The sequence below is a fragment of the Cedecea colo genome, from assembly GCF_011808225.1.
Lineage (GTDB): Bacteria > Pseudomonadota > Gammaproteobacteria > Enterobacterales > Enterobacteriaceae > Dryocola > Dryocola colo.
The window spans coordinates 1-16,976 of the sequence record NZ_SOYS01000016.1 but is presented as its reverse complement, the minus strand read 5'-3'; the positions used below and the strand labels follow the sequence as shown (position 1 = coordinate 16,976).

Annotated in this window: 14 protein-coding genes; 5 read left to right on the top strand and 9 right to left on the bottom strand. The window is 52.3% G+C overall.

Translation table 11 applies throughout. The features are described from left to right. Position 1 precedes the first annotated feature (1 nt). The 5 genes from thiG (at position 2) to E2L00_RS20840 (ending at position 3,460) form a co-directional block, all read left to right on the top strand. Positions 2–781, top strand: coding sequence for a thiazole synthase (thiG, locus tag E2L00_RS20860; RefSeq protein ID WP_201279519.1), 780 nt, complete (start codon positions 2–4; stop codon positions 779–781). After that, positions 781–1,911 carry a 2-iminoacetate synthase ThiH gene (gene thiH / locus E2L00_RS20855; RefSeq protein ID WP_167614963.1) on the top strand — a complete coding sequence of 377 codons (1,131 nt, stop codon included), beginning with the start codon at positions 781–783 and terminating at the stop codon, positions 1,909–1,911. The genes thiG and thiH overlap by 1 nt, the downstream gene beginning before the upstream one ends. 325 nt (positions 1,912–2,236) lie before the next feature. After that, positions 2,237–2,542: a PTS sugar transporter subunit IIB gene (locus tag E2L00_RS20850; RefSeq protein WP_167614939.1), complete on the top strand. Its 306-nt coding sequence runs from the start codon at positions 2,237–2,239 to the stop codon at positions 2,540–2,542. 7 nt (positions 2,543–2,549) lie between these two features. Next, positions 2,550–2,867 (top strand): PTS lactose/cellobiose transporter subunit IIA, encoded by a 318-nt coding sequence (locus E2L00_RS20845; RefSeq protein WP_167614937.1) that lies wholly within the window; start codon positions 2,550–2,552, stop codon positions 2,865–2,867. A gap of 167 nt (positions 2,868–3,034) precedes the next feature. Further along, positions 3,035–3,460: a GFA family protein gene (locus tag E2L00_RS20840; protein ID WP_167614935.1), complete on the top strand. Its 426-nt coding sequence runs from the start codon at positions 3,035–3,037 to the stop codon at positions 3,458–3,460. Between the two features lie 77 nt (positions 3,461–3,537). Here E2L00_RS20840 and rpoC read toward each other — a convergent pair whose 3' ends face one another. The 9 genes from rpoC to tuf all read right to left on the bottom strand — a co-directional run. Beyond that, a complete protein-coding gene (gene rpoC, locus E2L00_RS20835) occupies positions 3,538–7,761 on the bottom strand; it encodes a DNA-directed RNA polymerase subunit beta' (protein ID WP_167614933.1) in 4,224 nt (1,407 codons plus the stop codon). Positions 7,762–7,846: 85 nt separating this feature from the next. Then, complete coding sequence (gene rpoB, locus E2L00_RS20830; protein WP_167614931.1) at positions 7,847–11,875, bottom strand: DNA-directed RNA polymerase subunit beta; 4,029 nt, start codon at positions 11,873–11,875, stop codon at positions 7,847–7,849. 324 nt (positions 11,876–12,199) lie between these two features. After that, positions 12,200–12,565, bottom strand: a complete 366-nt coding sequence (gene rplL / locus E2L00_RS20825) for a 50S ribosomal protein L7/L12 (RefSeq protein ID WP_167614929.1) — start codon at positions 12,563–12,565, stop codon at positions 12,200–12,202. A gap of 66 nt (positions 12,566–12,631) precedes the next feature. Next, complete coding sequence (gene rplJ / locus E2L00_RS20820) at positions 12,632–13,129, bottom strand: 50S ribosomal protein L10 (RefSeq protein ID WP_124025482.1); 498 nt, start codon at positions 13,127–13,129, stop codon at positions 12,632–12,634. A 294-nt stretch (positions 13,130–13,423) separates the two neighbouring features. Then, on the bottom strand, positions 13,424–14,128 hold the full coding sequence (gene rplA, locus E2L00_RS20815) for a 50S ribosomal protein L1 (protein ID WP_167614927.1): 705 nt from the start codon (positions 14,126–14,128) through the stop codon (positions 13,424–13,426). A 3-nt stretch (positions 14,129–14,131) separates the two neighbouring features. Further along, complete coding sequence (gene rplK, locus E2L00_RS20810) at positions 14,132–14,560, bottom strand: 50S ribosomal protein L11 (RefSeq protein ID WP_121268269.1); 429 nt, start codon at positions 14,558–14,560, stop codon at positions 14,132–14,134. Between the two features lie 154 nt (positions 14,561–14,714). Further along, entirely contained in the window at positions 14,715–15,260 is a 546-nt protein-coding gene (gene nusG / locus E2L00_RS20805) for a transcription termination/antitermination protein NusG (protein ID WP_002438628.1), read from the bottom strand. Position 15,261: 1 nt separating this feature from the next. Beyond that, positions 15,262–15,645 carry a preprotein translocase subunit SecE gene (gene secE / locus E2L00_RS20800; RefSeq protein WP_167614925.1) on the bottom strand — a complete coding sequence of 128 codons (384 nt, stop codon included), beginning with the start codon at positions 15,643–15,645 and terminating at the stop codon, positions 15,262–15,264. Positions 15,646–15,880: 235 nt separating this feature from the next. Then, positions 15,881–16,976 (bottom strand): elongation factor Tu (gene tuf / locus E2L00_RS20795; RefSeq protein WP_167614923.1); only part of this gene is annotated, 1,096 nt, incomplete at its 5' end.

Genomic DNA, 16,976 nt, shown 5'->3' with positions numbered 1-16,976 from the left:
TATGCTACAGATTGCTGATAAAACGTTTTCTTCTCACCTGTTTACCGGTACCGGGAAGTTTTCTTCTTCGGAGGTGATGGTCGACGCCATTCGCGCCTCCGGTTCACAGCTGGTAACGATGGCGATGAAACGTGTCGATTTGAGAAATCATAATGACGCGATTCTCAACCCGCTGCTGGAAGCAGGCGTGCAGTTGCTACCCAATACTTCCGGCGCAAAAACAGCGGATGAAGCCATATTTGCCGCACAACTGGCCCGCGAGGCGCTTGGCACACACTGGATAAAGCTGGAAATTCACCCGGATGCGCGCTACCTGATGCCCGATCCCATTGAAACGCTGAAAGCTGCCGAAATGCTCGTCAAACAGGGATTTGTCGTTCTGCCGTATTGCGGCGCGGATCCGGTTTTGTGCAAGCGGCTGGAAGATGTGGGATGTGCCGCCGTGATGCCGCTTGGGGCGCCCATTGGCTCAAATCAGGGTTTACAGACGCGCGCATTGCTGGAAATCATCATTGATCAGGCAAAGGTGCCGGTGGTTGTTGATGCGGGGATTGGTGCGCCAGGCCATGCCGCCGAAGCGCTGGAGATGGGCGCTTCTGCCGTTCTGGTGAACACCGCGATTGCCGTGGCACGAGACCCGGTGCAGATGGCGCAAGCTTTTCGGCTGGCGGTAGAGGCCGGAGTTATTGCCTTTCAGGCAGGTCTGGGCACGCGCCACCAGCAGGCGCAGGCTTCCAGCCCGTTAACGCAGTTTCTTCAGTTCAGCCAGGAGGAAGCGTGATGGCGGCAACTTTCACCGACCGCTGGCGCGAGCTGGACTGGGACGACATCACGCTACGTATTAATAGCAAAACGTCAGCGGACGTTGAGCAGGCGCTAAGCAGCCGGAAAGTTACTCGCGACAACCTTATGGCCCTGCTTTCCCCGGCAGCCAGCCAGTATCTCGAGCCGCTCGCCCAACAGGCACAGCGTTTGACCCGCCAGCGTTTTGGCAACACCGTCAGTTTTTATGTGCCGCTTTATCTTTCTAATCTCTGCGCCAACGACTGTACCTATTGCGGTTTTTCAATGAGCAACAAGCTTAAGCGCAAAACGCTGGACGAGTTCGAGATTGCAAAGGAATGCGAGGCGATACGCAGACTGGGGTTTGAACATCTGCTGCTGGTCACCGGAGAGCATCAGACCAAAGTGGGCATGGATTATTTCCGCCAGCATCTGCCTGCAATCCGCAGCCACTTCAGCTCGCTGCAAATGGAGGTGCAGCCGCTGGACGAGCATGAATATGCGGAGCTGAAAACGCTCGGGCTGGACGGCGTGATGGTTTACCAGGAAACCTACCACCAGGCGGTGTACGCACAACACCATCTGAAGGGCAATAAGCAGGATTTTTTCTGGCGCCTGGAAACGCCGGATCGGCTGGGACGCGCGGGGATGGATAAAATCGGACTCGGTGCGCTAACTGGCCTTTCCGATAGCTGGCGTACCGACTGTTTTATGGTGGCGGAACATCTGCTGTGGCTCCAGCAACATTACTGGCAAAGCCGTTATTCAATTTCGTTTCCTCGCCTGCGGCCCTGCACCGGCGGTGTAGAACCCGCTTCGGTAATGAGCGAAAGCCAGCTGGTGCAGGCGATCTGCACTTTTCGCCTGCTGGCGCCCGACGTCGAGCTTTCGCTGTCAACCCGCGAATCGCCGTGGTTCCGCGATAGCGTCATCCCGATAGCCATCAACAATGTCAGCGCGTTTTCTAAAACACAGCCGGGAGGCTATGCCGATAATCATCCTGAGCTTGAGCAGTTTGCTCCACACGATGGACGAACGCCGGCAGAAGTCGCCGCGGCGTTGACTCGTTCAGGCTTACAGCCCGTCTGGAAAGACTGGGACAGTTTTCTGGGAAGAAGCTCGCAGTAACGATGTAATATTGCACAAGCGGGAAATAAGTATCAGAGCGCTGCCGAAAGCGCTGTAAACAAGCATTGTCGTAACGACCCGCACGAAATATTGTCACTCCGTCGGTTTTTGTTCCCGACCGGGGTGGCAACCTTCCCCTCTCATTGCCGCCCCGCCTTTCGCAAATTGAGCACACAGTTTCTTACGGAAAAACAAGCGCTGTAACCGGTTTCAGGATTTTGCAGATTCTTTTGTGATACCTGACACACAATCAAGCTAAAGCGGTTGTTGGACAGGCGCCTCGCGGATAATTATCTGTCTATCCAATGGGCATTGAGAGCATATTATGAAAAATATCGTATTGTGTTGTGCTGCAGGTATGTCTACCAGCATTCTGGTTCAACGTATGAAGGATGCAGCGTCGAAGAAAGGTATCGAAGTCACTATCAAGGCTGTTCCTGTCGCAGAATTTAAAGACAATATCGATACCGCTGATATTGTGCTTCTCGGTCCTCAGGTTAAATATGAGCACGCCAGGCTCCAGGCTATCGCCGAGCCGATGGGTAAAACCGTCGCCGTTATCGATATGATGGATTACGGCATGATGAAAGGTGACGTAGTGCTCGATAAGGCTTTAAAACTGATGGAGTGATGTAGACGTGGAAGATTTAGAATCAATTATCATGGAATTGCTGGTCAACGCCGGTAGCGCACGTAGCCAGGCACTGACGGCATTGCAGCTCGCGCGCAAAGGAGATTTTGCAGCGGCAGAGCAAGCGATGGAAGAGTCCAGAGAATTTGTGAAGCATGCTCACAAAATTCAAACCCAGCTTATCGGCCTGGACGAAGGCACCGGCAAACTGCCTGTTAATTTGATCACCGTTCATTCTCAGGACCACCTGATGAATGCGATGGTCATTCAGGATCTGGCGGGCGACATGATTGAACTGTATCGCCGTTTGCCCCTTATCAACTAACTGCATGCTATACAGATGAAAATGCCCGCGCCGCCGGGCATTTTTATTTCTTGTAGTAAATCCTGCTAAACATCGTTCGAGTTTTGCTTCGCAAAATTTCCTCTTAATTGTTCTATGCTTTTCAGAGTTAAAGCCTGACGTTACATTACGTGCCGGGAGCATGAGATATGGTTGAAGATACGCATATCCTGAACGGAAAATGCCACTGCGGGGCAATACGTTTTGAAGTCACCCTAAGCGATGGGCTCCGCTCTGCACGCCGCTGTAACTGTTCATACTGTCGTATGCGCGGTGCCGTGGTGGTTTCAGCAGAAATGGGCGGGATCGCTATTCTACAAGGAAAAGAGATGCTGAGCAGTTATCGGTTTAATACCGGAACAGCGCAACACTTCTTCTGTTCCCGTTGCGGAATTTACACACATCACCAGCGGCGTTCTAACCAGAATCAGTATGGTGTGAACGTGGCCTGCCTTGAGGGAATCAGCCCGTTCGATTTTACGGAAGTACCTGTGATGGATGGCGTTAACCATACCCGCGATACCGGTAAGCCGGAGCGTCAGGCTGGTACTTTGCGTTTCATCGCCGAAGAATAATTGCGTTTGGTGCCAGAATACGGCCGTAAAAAAACCCGCCGAAGCGGGTTTTTAATTTAGCGTTAGCTTACGAACGATTACTCGTCGTTGCCACCGAGGTTGCCGGCGTTCAACAGTTCTGCAAGGCTTGCAGAAGCGTCTTCAGCGGTAACCTGAGGTACAACCGGAGCTTCACCCGCAGCGCGACGGCGCATACGATCCTGATGGTACGCATAGCCGGTACCAGCCGGGATCAGACGACCCACGATAACGTTCTCTTTCAGGCCGCGCAGTTCGTCACGTTTACCCGCAACGGCTGCTTCGGTAAGCACACGAGTGGTCTCCTGGAACGATGCCGCGGAGATGAAGGACTCGGTTGCCAGAGAAGCTTTGGTGATACCCAGCAGATCGCGTGCAAAGGAGACGTTGATCTTGCCATTAGCTTCCAGCTCGCGGTTAGCGATCTTGATGCGAGAGTATTCAGCCTGCTCACCTTCCAGGAAGTCGGAGCTGCCGGCGTTAACGATGGTTGCTTTACGCAGCATCTGACGCACGATGACTTCGATGTGTTTATCGTTAATCTTAACGCCCTGCAGACGGTAAACGTCCTGCACTTCGTTGGTGATGTAACGGGTCACAGCATACACGCCACGCAGACGCAGAATGTCGTGCGGAGACTCTGGACCATCGGAAACCACGTCACCACGTTCAACGCGCTCACCTTCGAACACGTTCAGCTGACGCCATTTCGGAATCATCTCTTCGTAAGCATCGCTGCCGTCGATTGGGGAGATAACCAGGCGGCGTTTGCCTTTGGTTTCTTTACCAAACGAGATGATACCGCTGATTTCAGCAAGGATCGCAGGCTCTTTCGGACGACGCGCTTCGAACAGGTCAGCAACGCGTGGCAGACCACCGGTAATATCCTTGGTACCGCCGGATTCCTGAGGAATACGCGCCAGGGTATCACCCGCACTGATCTGAATGCCATCTTCCAGCTGAACAATCGCTTTACCCGGCAGGAAGTACTGAGCAGGCATATCGGAGCCTGGGATCAGCACGTCATTGCCCTGAGCATCAACGATTTTCAGCGCCGGACGCAGGTCTTTACCACCCGCGGTACGTTCTGCAGAATCCAGAACCACCAGAGATGACAGACCGGTCAGTTCGTCGGTCTGACGAGTAATGGTCTGGCCGTCAATCATGTCGGTGAAGCGAATGAAGCCGCTTACCTCGGTGATGACCGGCATGGTGTGCGGATCCCAGTTTGCTACGGTTTCGCCCGCTGCAACCTGCTCGCCGTCACCTTTCGCCATTACCGCACCGTAAGGAACTTTATAGCTCTCTTTGGTACGACCGAATTCGTCAATCAGCTTCAGCTCGGTGTTACGGGAAGTGACTACCAGCTTACCGGTAGAGTTCACAACCGACTTCGCGTTGCTGAGCTTGATGCTGCCTTTGTTCTTAACCTGAATGCTGGATTCAGCAGCAGAACGAGATGCCGCACCACCGATGTGGAACGTACGCATCGTCAGCTGTGTACCAGGTTCACCAATGGACTGTGCCGCGATAACCCCGATAGCTTCACCTTTGTTGATGATGTGACCACGTGCCAGGTCGCGACCATAGCAGTGTGCACACACGCCGAAGTCAGTTTCGCAACCTACTACGGAACGTACTTTTACGCTGTCAACGGAGTTAGCTTCTAACAGGTCACACCATTGCTCGTTCAGCAGGGTGTTACGCGTTACCAGGATATCCGCAGTGCCAGGCTTGAGCACGTCTTCAGCCGTAACACGGCCCAATACGCGATCGCGCAGTGGTTCTTTAACGTCGCCACCTTCGATAACCGGAGTCATCAGGATGCCTTCGTGAGTACCACAGTCATCTTCGGTCACCACCAGATCCTGCGCGACGTCAACCAGACGACGAGTCAGATAACCGGAGTTCGCTGTTTTCAGTGCGGTATCCGCCAGACCTTTACGAGCACCGTGGGTCGAAATGAAGTACTGAAGTACGTTCAGACCTTCACGGAAGTTCGCGGTGATTGGCGTTTCGATGATGGAACCATCTGGTTTCGCCATCAGACCACGCATACCTGCCAGCTGACGAATCTGTGCTGCAGAACCACGCGCACCGGAGTCGGCCATCATGTAAATGCTGTTGAAGGAAACCTGCTGCTCTTCCTGACCGTCACGGTTAATAACGGTTTCAGTTTGCAGGTTGTCCATCATCGCTTTGGATACACGATCGTTCGCCGCGGCCCAGATATCGATAACTTTGTTGTAACGCTCGCCCGCGGTAACCAGACCGGACTGGAACTGTTCCTGAATCTCAGCAACTTCTGCTTCGGCTTCAGAAATGATTTCAGTTTTCTTCTCCGGGATGACCATGTCATCGATACCAACAGATGCACCTGAACGCGCTGCATAAGCAAAGCCGGTATACATTGTCTGGTCAGCGAAGATTACGGTCGGCTTCAGACCCAAAATGCGGTAACAGGTGTTCAGCATTTTGGAGATAGCTTTCTTGCCCAGCGCCTGGTTGACGATGGAGAAAGGCAGACCTTTCGGTACGATCATCCACAGAATCGCACGACCTACGGTAGTGTCGATCAGGCTGGTTTTCGCAACGAACTCGTCGTTTGCATCTTTTTCATACTCGGTGATACGCACTTTTACACGCGCATGCAAAGAGGCCAGACCCGCGCGATAAATACGCTCGGCTTCTTTAGGGCCAGTCAGCACCATGCCTTCGCCTTTGGCGTTAACACAGTCACGGGTCATGTAGTACAGACCCAATACAACGTCCTGAGAAGGAACGATGATTGGCTCGCCGTTCGCAGGTGACAGGATGTTGTTGGTAGACATCATCAGCGCACGCGCTTCCAGCTGAGCTTCAAGCGTCAGCGGAACGTGTACTGCCATCTGGTCACCATCGAAGTCGGCGTTATAGGCCGCACAAACCAGCGGGTGAAGCTGGATAGCTTTACCTTCGATCAGTACCGGTTCAAATGCCTGGATACCCAAACGGTGCAGGGTTGGTGCACGGTTCAGCAGTACCGGGTGTTCGCGGATAACTTCATCCAGAATATCCCAGACGATCGCTTCTTCGCGCTCAACCATTTTCTTCGCAGCTTTAATGGTGGTAGCAAGACCACGCAGTTCCAGCTTGCCGTAGATGAACGGTTTGAACAGCTCCAGCGCCATTTTCTTCGGCAGACCGCACTGATGCAGACGCAGGTATGGACCTACGGTGATAACAGAACGACCGGAGTAGTCAACACGTTTACCCAGCAGGTTCTGACGGAAACGACCCTGTTTACCTTTGATCATGTCGGCCAAAGATTTCAGAGGACGCTTGTTAGAACCGGTGATCGCACGACCGCGACGGCCGTTATCCAGCAGGGCATCTACCGCTTCCTGCAGCATACGTTTTTCGTTACGTACGATGATGTCAGGCGCAGCCAGATCCAGCAGACGTTTCAGACGGTTGTTACGGTTAATAACGCGACGATACAGATCGTTCAGATCCGACGTGGCGAAACGACCGCCGTCCAGCGGTACCAGCGGACGCAGATCTGGCGGCAGAACCGGCAGAACGGTCAGGATCATCCACTCTGGCTTGTTACCAGACTGAACGAACGCTTCCAGCAGCTTGATACGCTTGGTCAGCTTTTTACGTTTGGTTTCGGAATTCGTTTCGTTCAGCTCTTCGCGCAGAGTTTCACACTCTTGCTCCAGATCCATGCTTTTCAGCAGGGCCTGAATAGCTTCCGCACCCATCTTCGCGTCGAATTCGTCACCGAACTCTTCCAGCGCATCCAGATACTGCTCTTCAGTCAGGATCTGACGACGCTCGAGGTTGGTCATCCCGCCTTCGATAACAACATAAGATTCGAAGTACAGTACGCGTTCGATATCACGCAGCGGCATGTCTAACAGCAGGCCGATACGGGATGGCAGCGATTTCAGGAACCAAATGTGCGCAGTTGGGGAAGCCAGTTCGATGTGGCCCATACGCTCACGGCGTACTTTAGTCTGGGTCACTTCAACGCCGCACTTCTCACAGATTACGCCACGGTGTTTCAGGCGCTTGTACTTACCGCACAGGCACTCATAGTCTTTTACTGGCCCGAAAATACGGGCACAGAACAGACCGTCACGTTCTGGTTTGAACGTACGATAGTTAATGGTTTCCGGCTTTTTAACTTCACCGAACGACCATGAACGGATCATGTCTGGCGATGCCAGAGCAATTTTGATCGCATCAAACTCTTCGGTCTTAGTTTGCGCTTTCAGAAACTTAAGTAAGTCTTTCACGGATTAGCTCCCGTCGGAGTGAGACTTCTCAGAGACGTCCGGTGTGACCCGGACATCCTGTAACCAGTACAGCAGATGCGAGTAATTACTCGTCTTCCAGCTCGATGTTGATACCCAGCGAACGGATCTCTTTCAACAGTACGTTGAAGGATTCCGGCATGCCCGGTTCCATCTGGTGATTACCGTCCACGATGTTTTTATACATCTTAGTACGGCCGTTCACGTCATCAGACTTAACGGTCAGCATTTCCTGCAGGGTATAAGCAGCGCCGTATGCTTCCAGCGCCCACACTTCCATCTCACCGAAGCGCTGACCACCGAACTGAGCCTTACCACCCAGCGGTTGCTGAGTAACCAGGCTGTAAGAACCGGTAGAACGCGCGTGCATTTTGTCATCAACCAGGTGGTTCAGTTTCAGCATGTACATGTAACCTACGGTTACCTGACGCTCAAACTGCTCACCGGTACGGCCATCGAACAGGGTAATCTGACCAGAAGATGGCAGACCGCCCAGTTGCAGCAGCTCTTTGATTTCAGACTCTTTGGCACCGTCGAATACCGGAGTAGCGATCGGCATACCTTTTTTCAGGTTTTCAGCCAGGCGCAGAACTTCTTCATCGCTGAAGGTATTCAGATCAACCTTCTGACGAACGTCTGTACCCAGGTCGTACGCTTTCTGAATGAATTCGCGCAGTTTGGCGACTTCCTGCTGCTGTTTGAGCATCGCGTTGATTTTCTCACCGATGCCTTTCGCAGCCATACCCAGGTGGGTTTCCAGAATCTGACCGATGTTCATACGAGACGGTACGCCCAGCGGGTTCAGTACGATGTCTACCGGCGTGCCGTTTTCATCGTAAGGCATATCTTCGATCGGGTTGATCTTGGAGATAACACCTTTGTTCCCGTGACGACCTGCCATCTTGTCACCAGGCTGAATCTGACGTTTAACGGCCAGATACACTTTAACGATTTTCAGCACGCCAGGTGCCAGGTCATCGCCCTGAGTGATTTTGCGGCGCTTGGCTTCAAGTTTCTTCTCAAACTCGTGCTTCAGCTCGTCGTACTGCTCCGCCAGCTGCTCCAGCTGGTTTTGCTTCTCTTCGTCGCTCAGACCCAGTTCCAGCCAACGGTCACGAGGCAGTTTGTCGAGCTTCTCAGCTTCAACGCCGCCGGCAACCAGCACCGCATGGATACGGGCAAACAGACCAGCTTCGAAGATTTGCAGTTCTTCAGTCAGGTCTTTCTTAGCCTGCTTGAGCTGCATCTCTTCGATTTCCAGCGCGCGCTTGTCTTTTTCCACGCCATCGCGGGTAAAGACCTGCACATCGATAACGGTACCGGAAACGCCGTTTGGTACGCGCAGAGAAGAGTCTTTAACGTCAGACGCTTTCTCACCGAAGATGGCACGCAGCAGCTTCTCTTCTGGCGTCAGCTGGGTTTCACCTTTCGGCGTTACCTTACCAACCAGAATGTCGCCACCGGTCACTTCAGCACCGATATAAACGATACCGGATTCATCCAGCTTGGAGAGCGCAGCTTCACCCACGTTAGGGATGTCGGCGGTAATCTCTTCCGGCCCCAGCTTGGTGTCTCGAGACACACATGCCAGTTCCTGGATGTGAATAGTAGTGAAACGATCTTCCTGAACCACACGCTCGGATACGAGGATGGAGTCTTCGAAGTTGTAACCGTTCCACGGCATGAACGCTACGCGCATGTTCTGGCCAAGCGCCAGTTCACCAAGGTCGGTAGACGGGCCGTCTGCCAGCACGTCGCCACGTTCAATAGGCTCGCCCAGGGACACACATGGCATCTGATTGATGCAGGTGTTCTGGTTAGAACGGGTGTACTTAGTCAGGTTATAGATGTCGATACCCGCTTCGCCGGCATGCATCTCGTCTTCGTTAACTTTGATAACGATACGGGAAGCATCCACGTACTGAACGGTACCGCCACGTTTGGCTACGGCGGTCACGCCGGAGTCAACGGCTACAGCACGTTCCATACCGGTACCAACCAGCGGCTTATCGGCGCGCAGCGTTGGAACCGCCTGACGTTGCATGTTCGCGCCCATCAAGGCACGGTTGGCGTCATCGTGTTCCAGGAACGGGATCAGGCTTGCCCCGACGGAAACCACCTGCTGGGTGGAAACGTCCATGTAGTCAACCTGGTCGTTGCTGAACAAGCTTGATTCGCCTTTGCTACGGCAGGTAACCAGGTCGTCTACGAAACGGCCTTCTTCGTCCAGGTTGGTGTTCGCCTGGGCGATAACGTAGTTACCTTCTTCGATAGCAGACAGGTAATGAATCTCGTCTGTTACCACGCCTTCAACTACACGACGATACGGCGTTTCCAGAAAACCGTATTCGTTGGTCTGTGCATAAACAGACAGGGAGTTGATCAGACCGATGTTCGGGCCTTCAGGCGTTTCGATTGGACATACACGACCGTAGTGGGTTGGGTGTACGTCACGTACTTCAAAGCCTGCGCGCTCACGGGTTAAACCACCCGGGCCGAGTGCGGAGATACGACGTTTGTGCGTAATCTCAGACAGCGGGTTGTTCTGGTCCATAAACTGAGACAGCTGGCTGGAACCGAAGAACTCTTTCACTGCCGCAGAGATTGGCTTGGCGTTGATCATATCCTGAGGCATCAGGGTATCCAGATCGCCTAAAGACAGACGCTCTTTCACCGCACGCTCAACGCGTACCAGACCAACACGGAACTGGTTTTCCGCCATTTCGCCTACGGAACGGATACGGCGGTTGCCGAGGTGGTCGATATCATCCACTTCGCCCTGGCCGTTACGAATACCGATAAGCTTACGCATAACCTGGATGATGTCGTCTTTGCTCAGGATGCCTGAACCTTCGATTTCATCACGCAGCAGAGAACGGTTGAACTTCATACGACCAACCGCTGACAGATCATAACGGTCTTCGGAGAAGAACAGGTTCTCAAACAGGCTTTCAGCCGCTTCACGCGTTGGTGGCTCGCCAGGACGCATCATGCGGTAGATCTCAACCAGCGCGCTCAGGCGATCGTTGGTTGGGTCGACGCGGATGGTCTCGGAGATGTACGGGCCATGATCCAGATCGTTAGTGAACAGCGTTTCGATGCGTTTGTGACCAGACTGGCTCAGTTTAGCCAGCAGATCCAAAGACAGTTCCATGTTCGCCGGGCAAATCAGTTCGCCGGTAGAAGCATCAACATAGTCTTTAGCCGCAACTTTACCAGCAATGTATTCAACCGGAACTTCGATAAGCTTGATATCGTCTTTTTCCAGCTGGCGAATGTGGCGCGCGGTAATACGGCGGCCTTTTTCGACATACACTTTGCCGTCCGCTTCGATGTCAAAGGATGCGGTCTCGCCACGCAGGCGTTCCGGCACCAGTTCCATCTGCAGCTTGTTGTCACGGATTTCGAAATTAACTTTCTCAAAGAACAGATCGAGGATCTGCTCAGTGGTGTAGTTCAACGCACGCAGAATAATGGTCGCTGGCAGTTTGCGACGACGGTCGATACGTACGAACAGGTTGTCTTTCGGGTCGAATTCGAAATCCAGCCAGGAACCACGGTAAGGAATGATACGTGCGTTATACAGCACCTTTCCTGAAGAGTGGGTTTTACCCTTATCACTGTCAAAGAACACGCCTGGGCTACGGTGCAACTGAGATACGATGACACGCTCAGTTCCGTTGATAACAAACGTACCGTTGTCAGTCATGAGTGGAATTTCACCCATGTAGACTTCTTGTTCTTTAATGTCTTTTACGGTGCCTTCCGGCGCTTCACGCTCATAGATCACCAGACGCAGTTTTACGCGCAGCGGAGCAGAATACGTCACGCCACGGATCTGACACTCTTTGACATCGAAAACTGGTTCGCCAAGACGATAGCTGACGTACTGCAGTTCCGAATTGCCGCTGTAGCTCTGGATTGGGAACACGGAACGGAAAGCTGCTTCCAGACCGTACTGCCCTTCAGGATCTTGCTCGATAAACTTCTGGAACGAGTCAAGCTGGATAGAAAGGAGATAAGGAATGTCCAGCACTTGCGGACGTTTTCCAAAATCCTTACGAATACGTTTTTTCTCGGTATAGGAGTAAACCATAGGGTTCCTCAGCTCGCTGACAAGTCGACCCATCTGTCCGACGAAGGGACAGTTTGTGCAACACTATTTTGTGGACCGGAGAGTGGAACACTCACCGCAATACCTGTTTCTATCACTCTTAAACCATTTCGCTACGCTTTACCCCGGAACTCCCGGCGTAGAAAGTCGCAGTATATTAAGTCGTCGATAGAGACAAACATTGAAAGGAAATCAGCAGCCAAACAGTGTGAAACGCTACTGGTACCTTACAGCGCAAAAAGGCTGGTGACTAAAAAGTCACCAGCCATCAGCCTAATTTCTCAGGCTGCAACCGGAAGGGTTGGCTTATTTAACTTCAACTTCAGCGCCAGCTTCTTCCAGAGATTTTTTCAGAGCTTCTGCGTCATCTTTGCTCACGCCTTCTTTCAGCGCAGCTGGAGCGGATTCAACCAGGTCTTTTGCTTCTTTCAGACCCAGGCCAGTCGCGCTACGTACTGCTTTGATAACGGCAACTTTGTTAGCGCCAACAGCTTTCAGAATAACGTCGAACTCAGTTTTTTCTTCAGCAGCTTCAGCCGGGCCTGCAGCAACAGCTACAGCAGCAGCAGCGGAAACGCCGAATTTTTCTTCCATTGCAGAAATCAGTTCTACAACGTCCATTACGGACATAGCGGATACTGCTTCAATGATTTGATCTTTAGTGATAGACATAACAATTGTTCCTGAAAATCAGAATTAGTTTATACGTAAGCAAATGCGTTAGAAAAGTAAGCGCTATTAAGCAGCTTCTTTCTGATCGCGTACAGCAGCCAGAGTGCGAACCAGTTTGCCTGCAGAGGCTTCTTTCATGGTTGCCATCAGGCGTGCGATTGCTTCTTCGTAAGTTGGCAGAGTTGCCAGGCGATCGATCTGGGCCGCCGGGATCAGCTCACCTTCAAAGGCTGCAGCTTTAACCTCGAATTTTGCATTCGCTTTCGCGAAATCTTTGAACAAACGAGCAGCTGCGCCCGGGTGTTCCATAGAATATGCAATCAAGGTTGGACCAACAAACGTGTCTTTCAGGCACTCAAACTGAGTACCTTCAACGACGCGGCGCAGCAGGGTGTTACGAACAACACGCATGTAAACGCCAGCTTCACGACCTGCTTTACGCAGTTCAGTCATTTTATCTACGGTAACGCCACGGGAATCCGCAACAACCGCAGACAGCGCGCCTTTGGCTACTTCGCTGACTTCAGCAACAATCGCTTGTTTGTCTTGAAGATTTAAAGCCATTAGCTTTGCTCCTGGATATTAGCCGGGGTTTCCCCCGGAACTCACTTCACTCATTACCAAAACGATAATGAGCGTCGACATACGGTGAGCAGAAACAAGCCAAAGACTATCAAAAATATTCTTCAGGTTCTGTCACCGTCTACGCAGGAAATTAAGCTTCTTGCGAAACACCTGCGGTCTTGGACGGAGGCCTGGATAAGGCCAGGCTCCAACCGAAAATTCTGTGTGCCCTGCAAGCAAGGCAACGGGCGTAAGATTTTAGACTAATCTAACGCCCGCGTAAAGCAGCGATTATTAGTTCGCTACCGCGCTCAGACCAGACTGGTCGATCGCAACACCTGCACCCATGGTAGTAGACAGGCTAACTTTCTTAATGAAAACACCTTTCGCCTGAGAAGGTTTTGCTTTTTTCAGCGCAACCAGCAGGGATTCCAGGTTTTCTTTCAGTTTGTCAGCGTCAAAATCCACTTTACCGATGGTGGTGTGAATGATGCCGTTTTTGTCGTTACGGTAACGAACCTGACCCGCTTTAGCGTTCTTAACCGCTTCAGCAACGTTAGGGGTTACAGTACCTACTTTCGGGTTAGGCATCAGGCCACGTGGACCCAGAACCTGGCCCAGTTGGCCAACAACGCGCATTGCATCCGGAGAGGCGATAACAACGTCAAAGTTCATTTCGCCTTTTTTGATCTGCTCTGCCAGATCTTCCATACCTACCAGCTCAGCACCAGCAGCTTTAGCTGCTTCAGCGTTAGGACCCTGGGCAAATACGGCTACGCGAACTGAACGACCGGTACCGTGCGGCAGTACAGTTGCACCACGTACGTTCTGGTCAGATTTACGAGCGTCGATGCCGAGGTTAACAGCAACGTCAACGCTTTCTACGAATTTAGCAGTGGCCAGCTCTTTGAGCAGAGCAACGGCTTCGTTGATGTCATACTGTTTGGTCGCATCAACTTTGTCACGGATCACGCGCATGCGCTTGGTCAGTTTAGCCATTTCTTAATCCTCCACTACCAGGCCCATGGAACGAGCAGTACCTTCGATGGAGCGAGTCATCGCTTCAACGTCAGAACCAGTCATGTCCGCAGCTTTGGTTTCTGCGATTTCACGCACCTGAGCACGGGTCACTTTACCCACTTTGTCTTTGTTCGGCTTACCGGAACCAGACTTGATGCCAGCAGCTTTCTTCAGCAGAACTGCAGCCGGTGGGGTTTTAGTAACGAAAGTGAAAGAACGGTCAGCGTAAACGGTAATAACAACCGGAATTGGCAGACCTTTCTCGATGGAATCAGTTTTGGCGTTAAACGCTTTACAGAATTCCATGATGTTAACACCCTGCTGACCCAGAGCTGGACCAACCGGTGGACTTGGGTTCGCCATACCAGCCGCAACCTGCAGCTTGACGTAGGCTTGTACTTTCTTAGCCATCTAAATTTCCTCTGGTGGGTTATAGCGCCTCAACGAGGCTCCCCGTGAATAAATCGTTTTATGCGCACAGGACACATAAAAACAAAAGGCGCGAAATTGTATGCCAATCTCGCGCCTTGTGCAACGATTAATCGCTGCTTTTACAACCTGGCTATTACGCCTTTTCGACCTGGGCAAAATCCAGTTCGACCGGAGTAGCACGACCGAAGATAGATACAGAAACCTTCAGGCGGCTCTTTTCGTAATCTACTTCTTCAACCACACCGTTAAAGTCGGCAAATGGACCATCGCTAACACGGACCATCTCACCCGGTTCGAACAGCGTTTTAGGACGCGGCTTATCACCAACCTGCTGCAGGCGGTTCATGATCGCATCCACTTCTTTGTCACTGATTGGAGCCGGACGGTCAGACGTGCCGCCAATGAAACCCATAACGCGCGGAACGCTACGCACCAGGTGCCAGCTCGCGTCGTTCATTACCATCTGGACCAGCACGTAGCCCGGGAAGAATTTGCGCTCGCTTTTGCGACGCTGGCCGCCACGGATTTCGACCACTTCTTCGGTCGGCACCATGACTTCGCCAAACAACTCTTCCATATTGTGCAATTTGATATGCTCACGCAGCGAAGTCGCTACGCGGCCTTCAAAACCGGAAAACGCCTGAACGACGTACCAGCGCTTTTTAGGGGCTTCAGACATCTCAGAACCTCAGGCCAGTAATAAAAGAAACCAGACGGACCAAAATCCCATCCAGCCCCCACAAAATCAGCGACATTACAGCCGTAACGGCGGCCACGATTAAGGTGGTATGCAGTGTTTCCTGGCGAGTCGGCCAAATCACTTTACGTACTTCGGTTCTCGCTTCACGGGCGAAAGCAACGGTCGCTTTGCCTTTCGTCGTCAACAGCGCGACACCACCCGCTGCAGCAATCATAATAACCACTGCCAGGGCACGCAAAGGCAAGGTCACATCACGATAAAGGTAGTTGCCCACAATCGCTAAAATCAGCAGAACTGCAACAGCCAGCCATTTCATCGTTTCCAGGCCGCGCCCGCTTCCGTGAGCTTCGGTATTCGCACTCATAAACCAACCTGTCACAATAAATCAGACAAATATTTTTGCCCCGCAGGCGCGAGGCAAAACCAAACCGAATTGCTCTTTTCAGGCGCTATTCGGTATAAACGCCATCTTCAGAGCCTGTCTCAGCAATGATTATGAGTAAAAAATCACTGATGAGCCAGGTTCTGGTTCGAGAGCGTACAAAAAGGGCATCAAATGATGCCCTTTTCTTGCGCGTTGCGTCAAATGTTATCAGCGATTAAGCGATAACTTTAGCAACAACACCAGCACCAACGGTACGGCCGCCTTCACGGATTGCGAAACGCAGACCATCGTCCATAGCGATTGGGTGGATCAGGGTGACAACCATTTTGATGTTGTCGCCCGGCATTACCATCTCAACGCCTTCCGGCAGTTCGATGGTACCGGTCACGTCAGTTGTACGGAAGTAGAACTGTGGACGGTAGCCTTTGAAGAACGGAGTGTGACGGCCGCCTTCGTCTTTGGACAGGATATAAACTTCAGATTCGAACTGGGTGTGCGGCTTGATGGAGCCTGGCTTGGCCAGTACCTGACCACGTTCGATTTCTTCACGTTTGATACCGCGCAGCAGAACACCAACGTTCTCACCGGCACGGCCTTCGTCCAGCAGTTTGCGGAACATTTCAACGCCGGTACAGGTGGACTTGGCAGTCTCTTTGATACCAACGATTTCAACTTCTTCGCCAACTTTAACGATACCGCGCTCCACACGACCGGTAACAACGGTACCACGGCCGGAGATGGAGAATACGTCTTCGATTGGCAGCAGGAATGGCTTGTCGATAGCACGCTCTGGTTCCGGGATGTAAGAATCCAGGTAGCCTGCCAGTTCAACAATCTTCGCTTCCCACTCTGCTTCGCCTTCCAGCGCTTTCAGAGCAGAACCACGTACGATTGGCGTATCGTCACCCGGGAAGTCGTACTGGGACAGAAGTTCACGCACTTCCATTTCTACCAGTTCCAGCAGCTCTTCGTCATCAACCATGTCGCATTTGTTCAGGAACACGATGATGTAAGGAACGCCTACCTGACGACCCAGCAGGATGTGCTCACGGGTCTGAGGCATCGGGCCGTCAGTCGCTGCAACAACCAGGATAGCGCCGTCCATCTGCGCAGCACCGGTGATCATGTTTTTAACGTAGTCGGCGTGTCCCGGGCAGTCAACGTGCGCGTAGTGGCGGGTCGGGGTGTCATATTCAACGTGGGAAGTGTTGATGGTGATACCACGAGCTTTTTCTTCCGGCGCGTTATCGATCTGATCGAATGCACGGGCAGAACCACCGTAGGTTTTAGCCAGAACGGTAGTGATTGCA

What these genes read in the sequence shown, in the direction of transcription:
- E2L00_RS20840 (WP_167614935.1), top strand. Translation starts at nt 3,035, where the DNA reads ATGGTTGAAGATACGCATATCCTGAACGGAAAATGCCACTGCGGGGCA.
- rplJ (WP_124025482.1), bottom strand. Translation starts at nt 13,129, where the DNA reads ATGGCTTTAAATCTTCAAGACAAACAAGCGATTGTTGCTGAAGTCAGC.
- rpoB (WP_167614931.1), bottom strand. Translation starts at nt 11,875, where the DNA reads ATGGTTTACTCCTATACCGAGAAAAAACGTATTCGTAAGGATTTTGGA.
- rplA (WP_167614927.1), bottom strand. Translation starts at nt 14,128, where the DNA reads ATGGCTAAACTGACCAAGCGCATGCGCGTGATCCGTGACAAAGTTGAT.
- thiG (WP_201279519.1), top strand. Translation starts at nt 2, where the DNA reads ATGCTACAGATTGCTGATAAAACGTTTTCTTCTCACCTGTTTACCGGT.
- E2L00_RS20850 (WP_167614939.1), top strand. Translation starts at nt 2,237, where the DNA reads ATGAAAAATATCGTATTGTGTTGTGCTGCAGGTATGTCTACCAGCATT.
- nusG (WP_002438628.1), bottom strand. Translation starts at nt 15,260, where the DNA reads ATGTCTGAAGCCCCTAAAAAGCGCTGGTACGTCGTTCAGGCGTTTTCC.
- rplL (WP_167614929.1), bottom strand. Translation starts at nt 12,565, where the DNA reads ATGTCTATCACTAAAGATCAAATCATTGAAGCAGTATCCGCTATGTCC.
- secE (WP_167614925.1), bottom strand. Translation starts at nt 15,645, where the DNA reads ATGAGTGCGAATACCGAAGCTCACGGAAGCGGGCGCGGCCTGGAAACG.
- thiH (WP_167614963.1), top strand. Translation starts at nt 781, where the DNA reads ATGGCGGCAACTTTCACCGACCGCTGGCGCGAGCTGGACTGGGACGAC.
- rplK (WP_121268269.1), bottom strand. Translation starts at nt 14,560, where the DNA reads ATGGCTAAGAAAGTACAAGCCTACGTCAAGCTGCAGGTTGCGGCTGGT.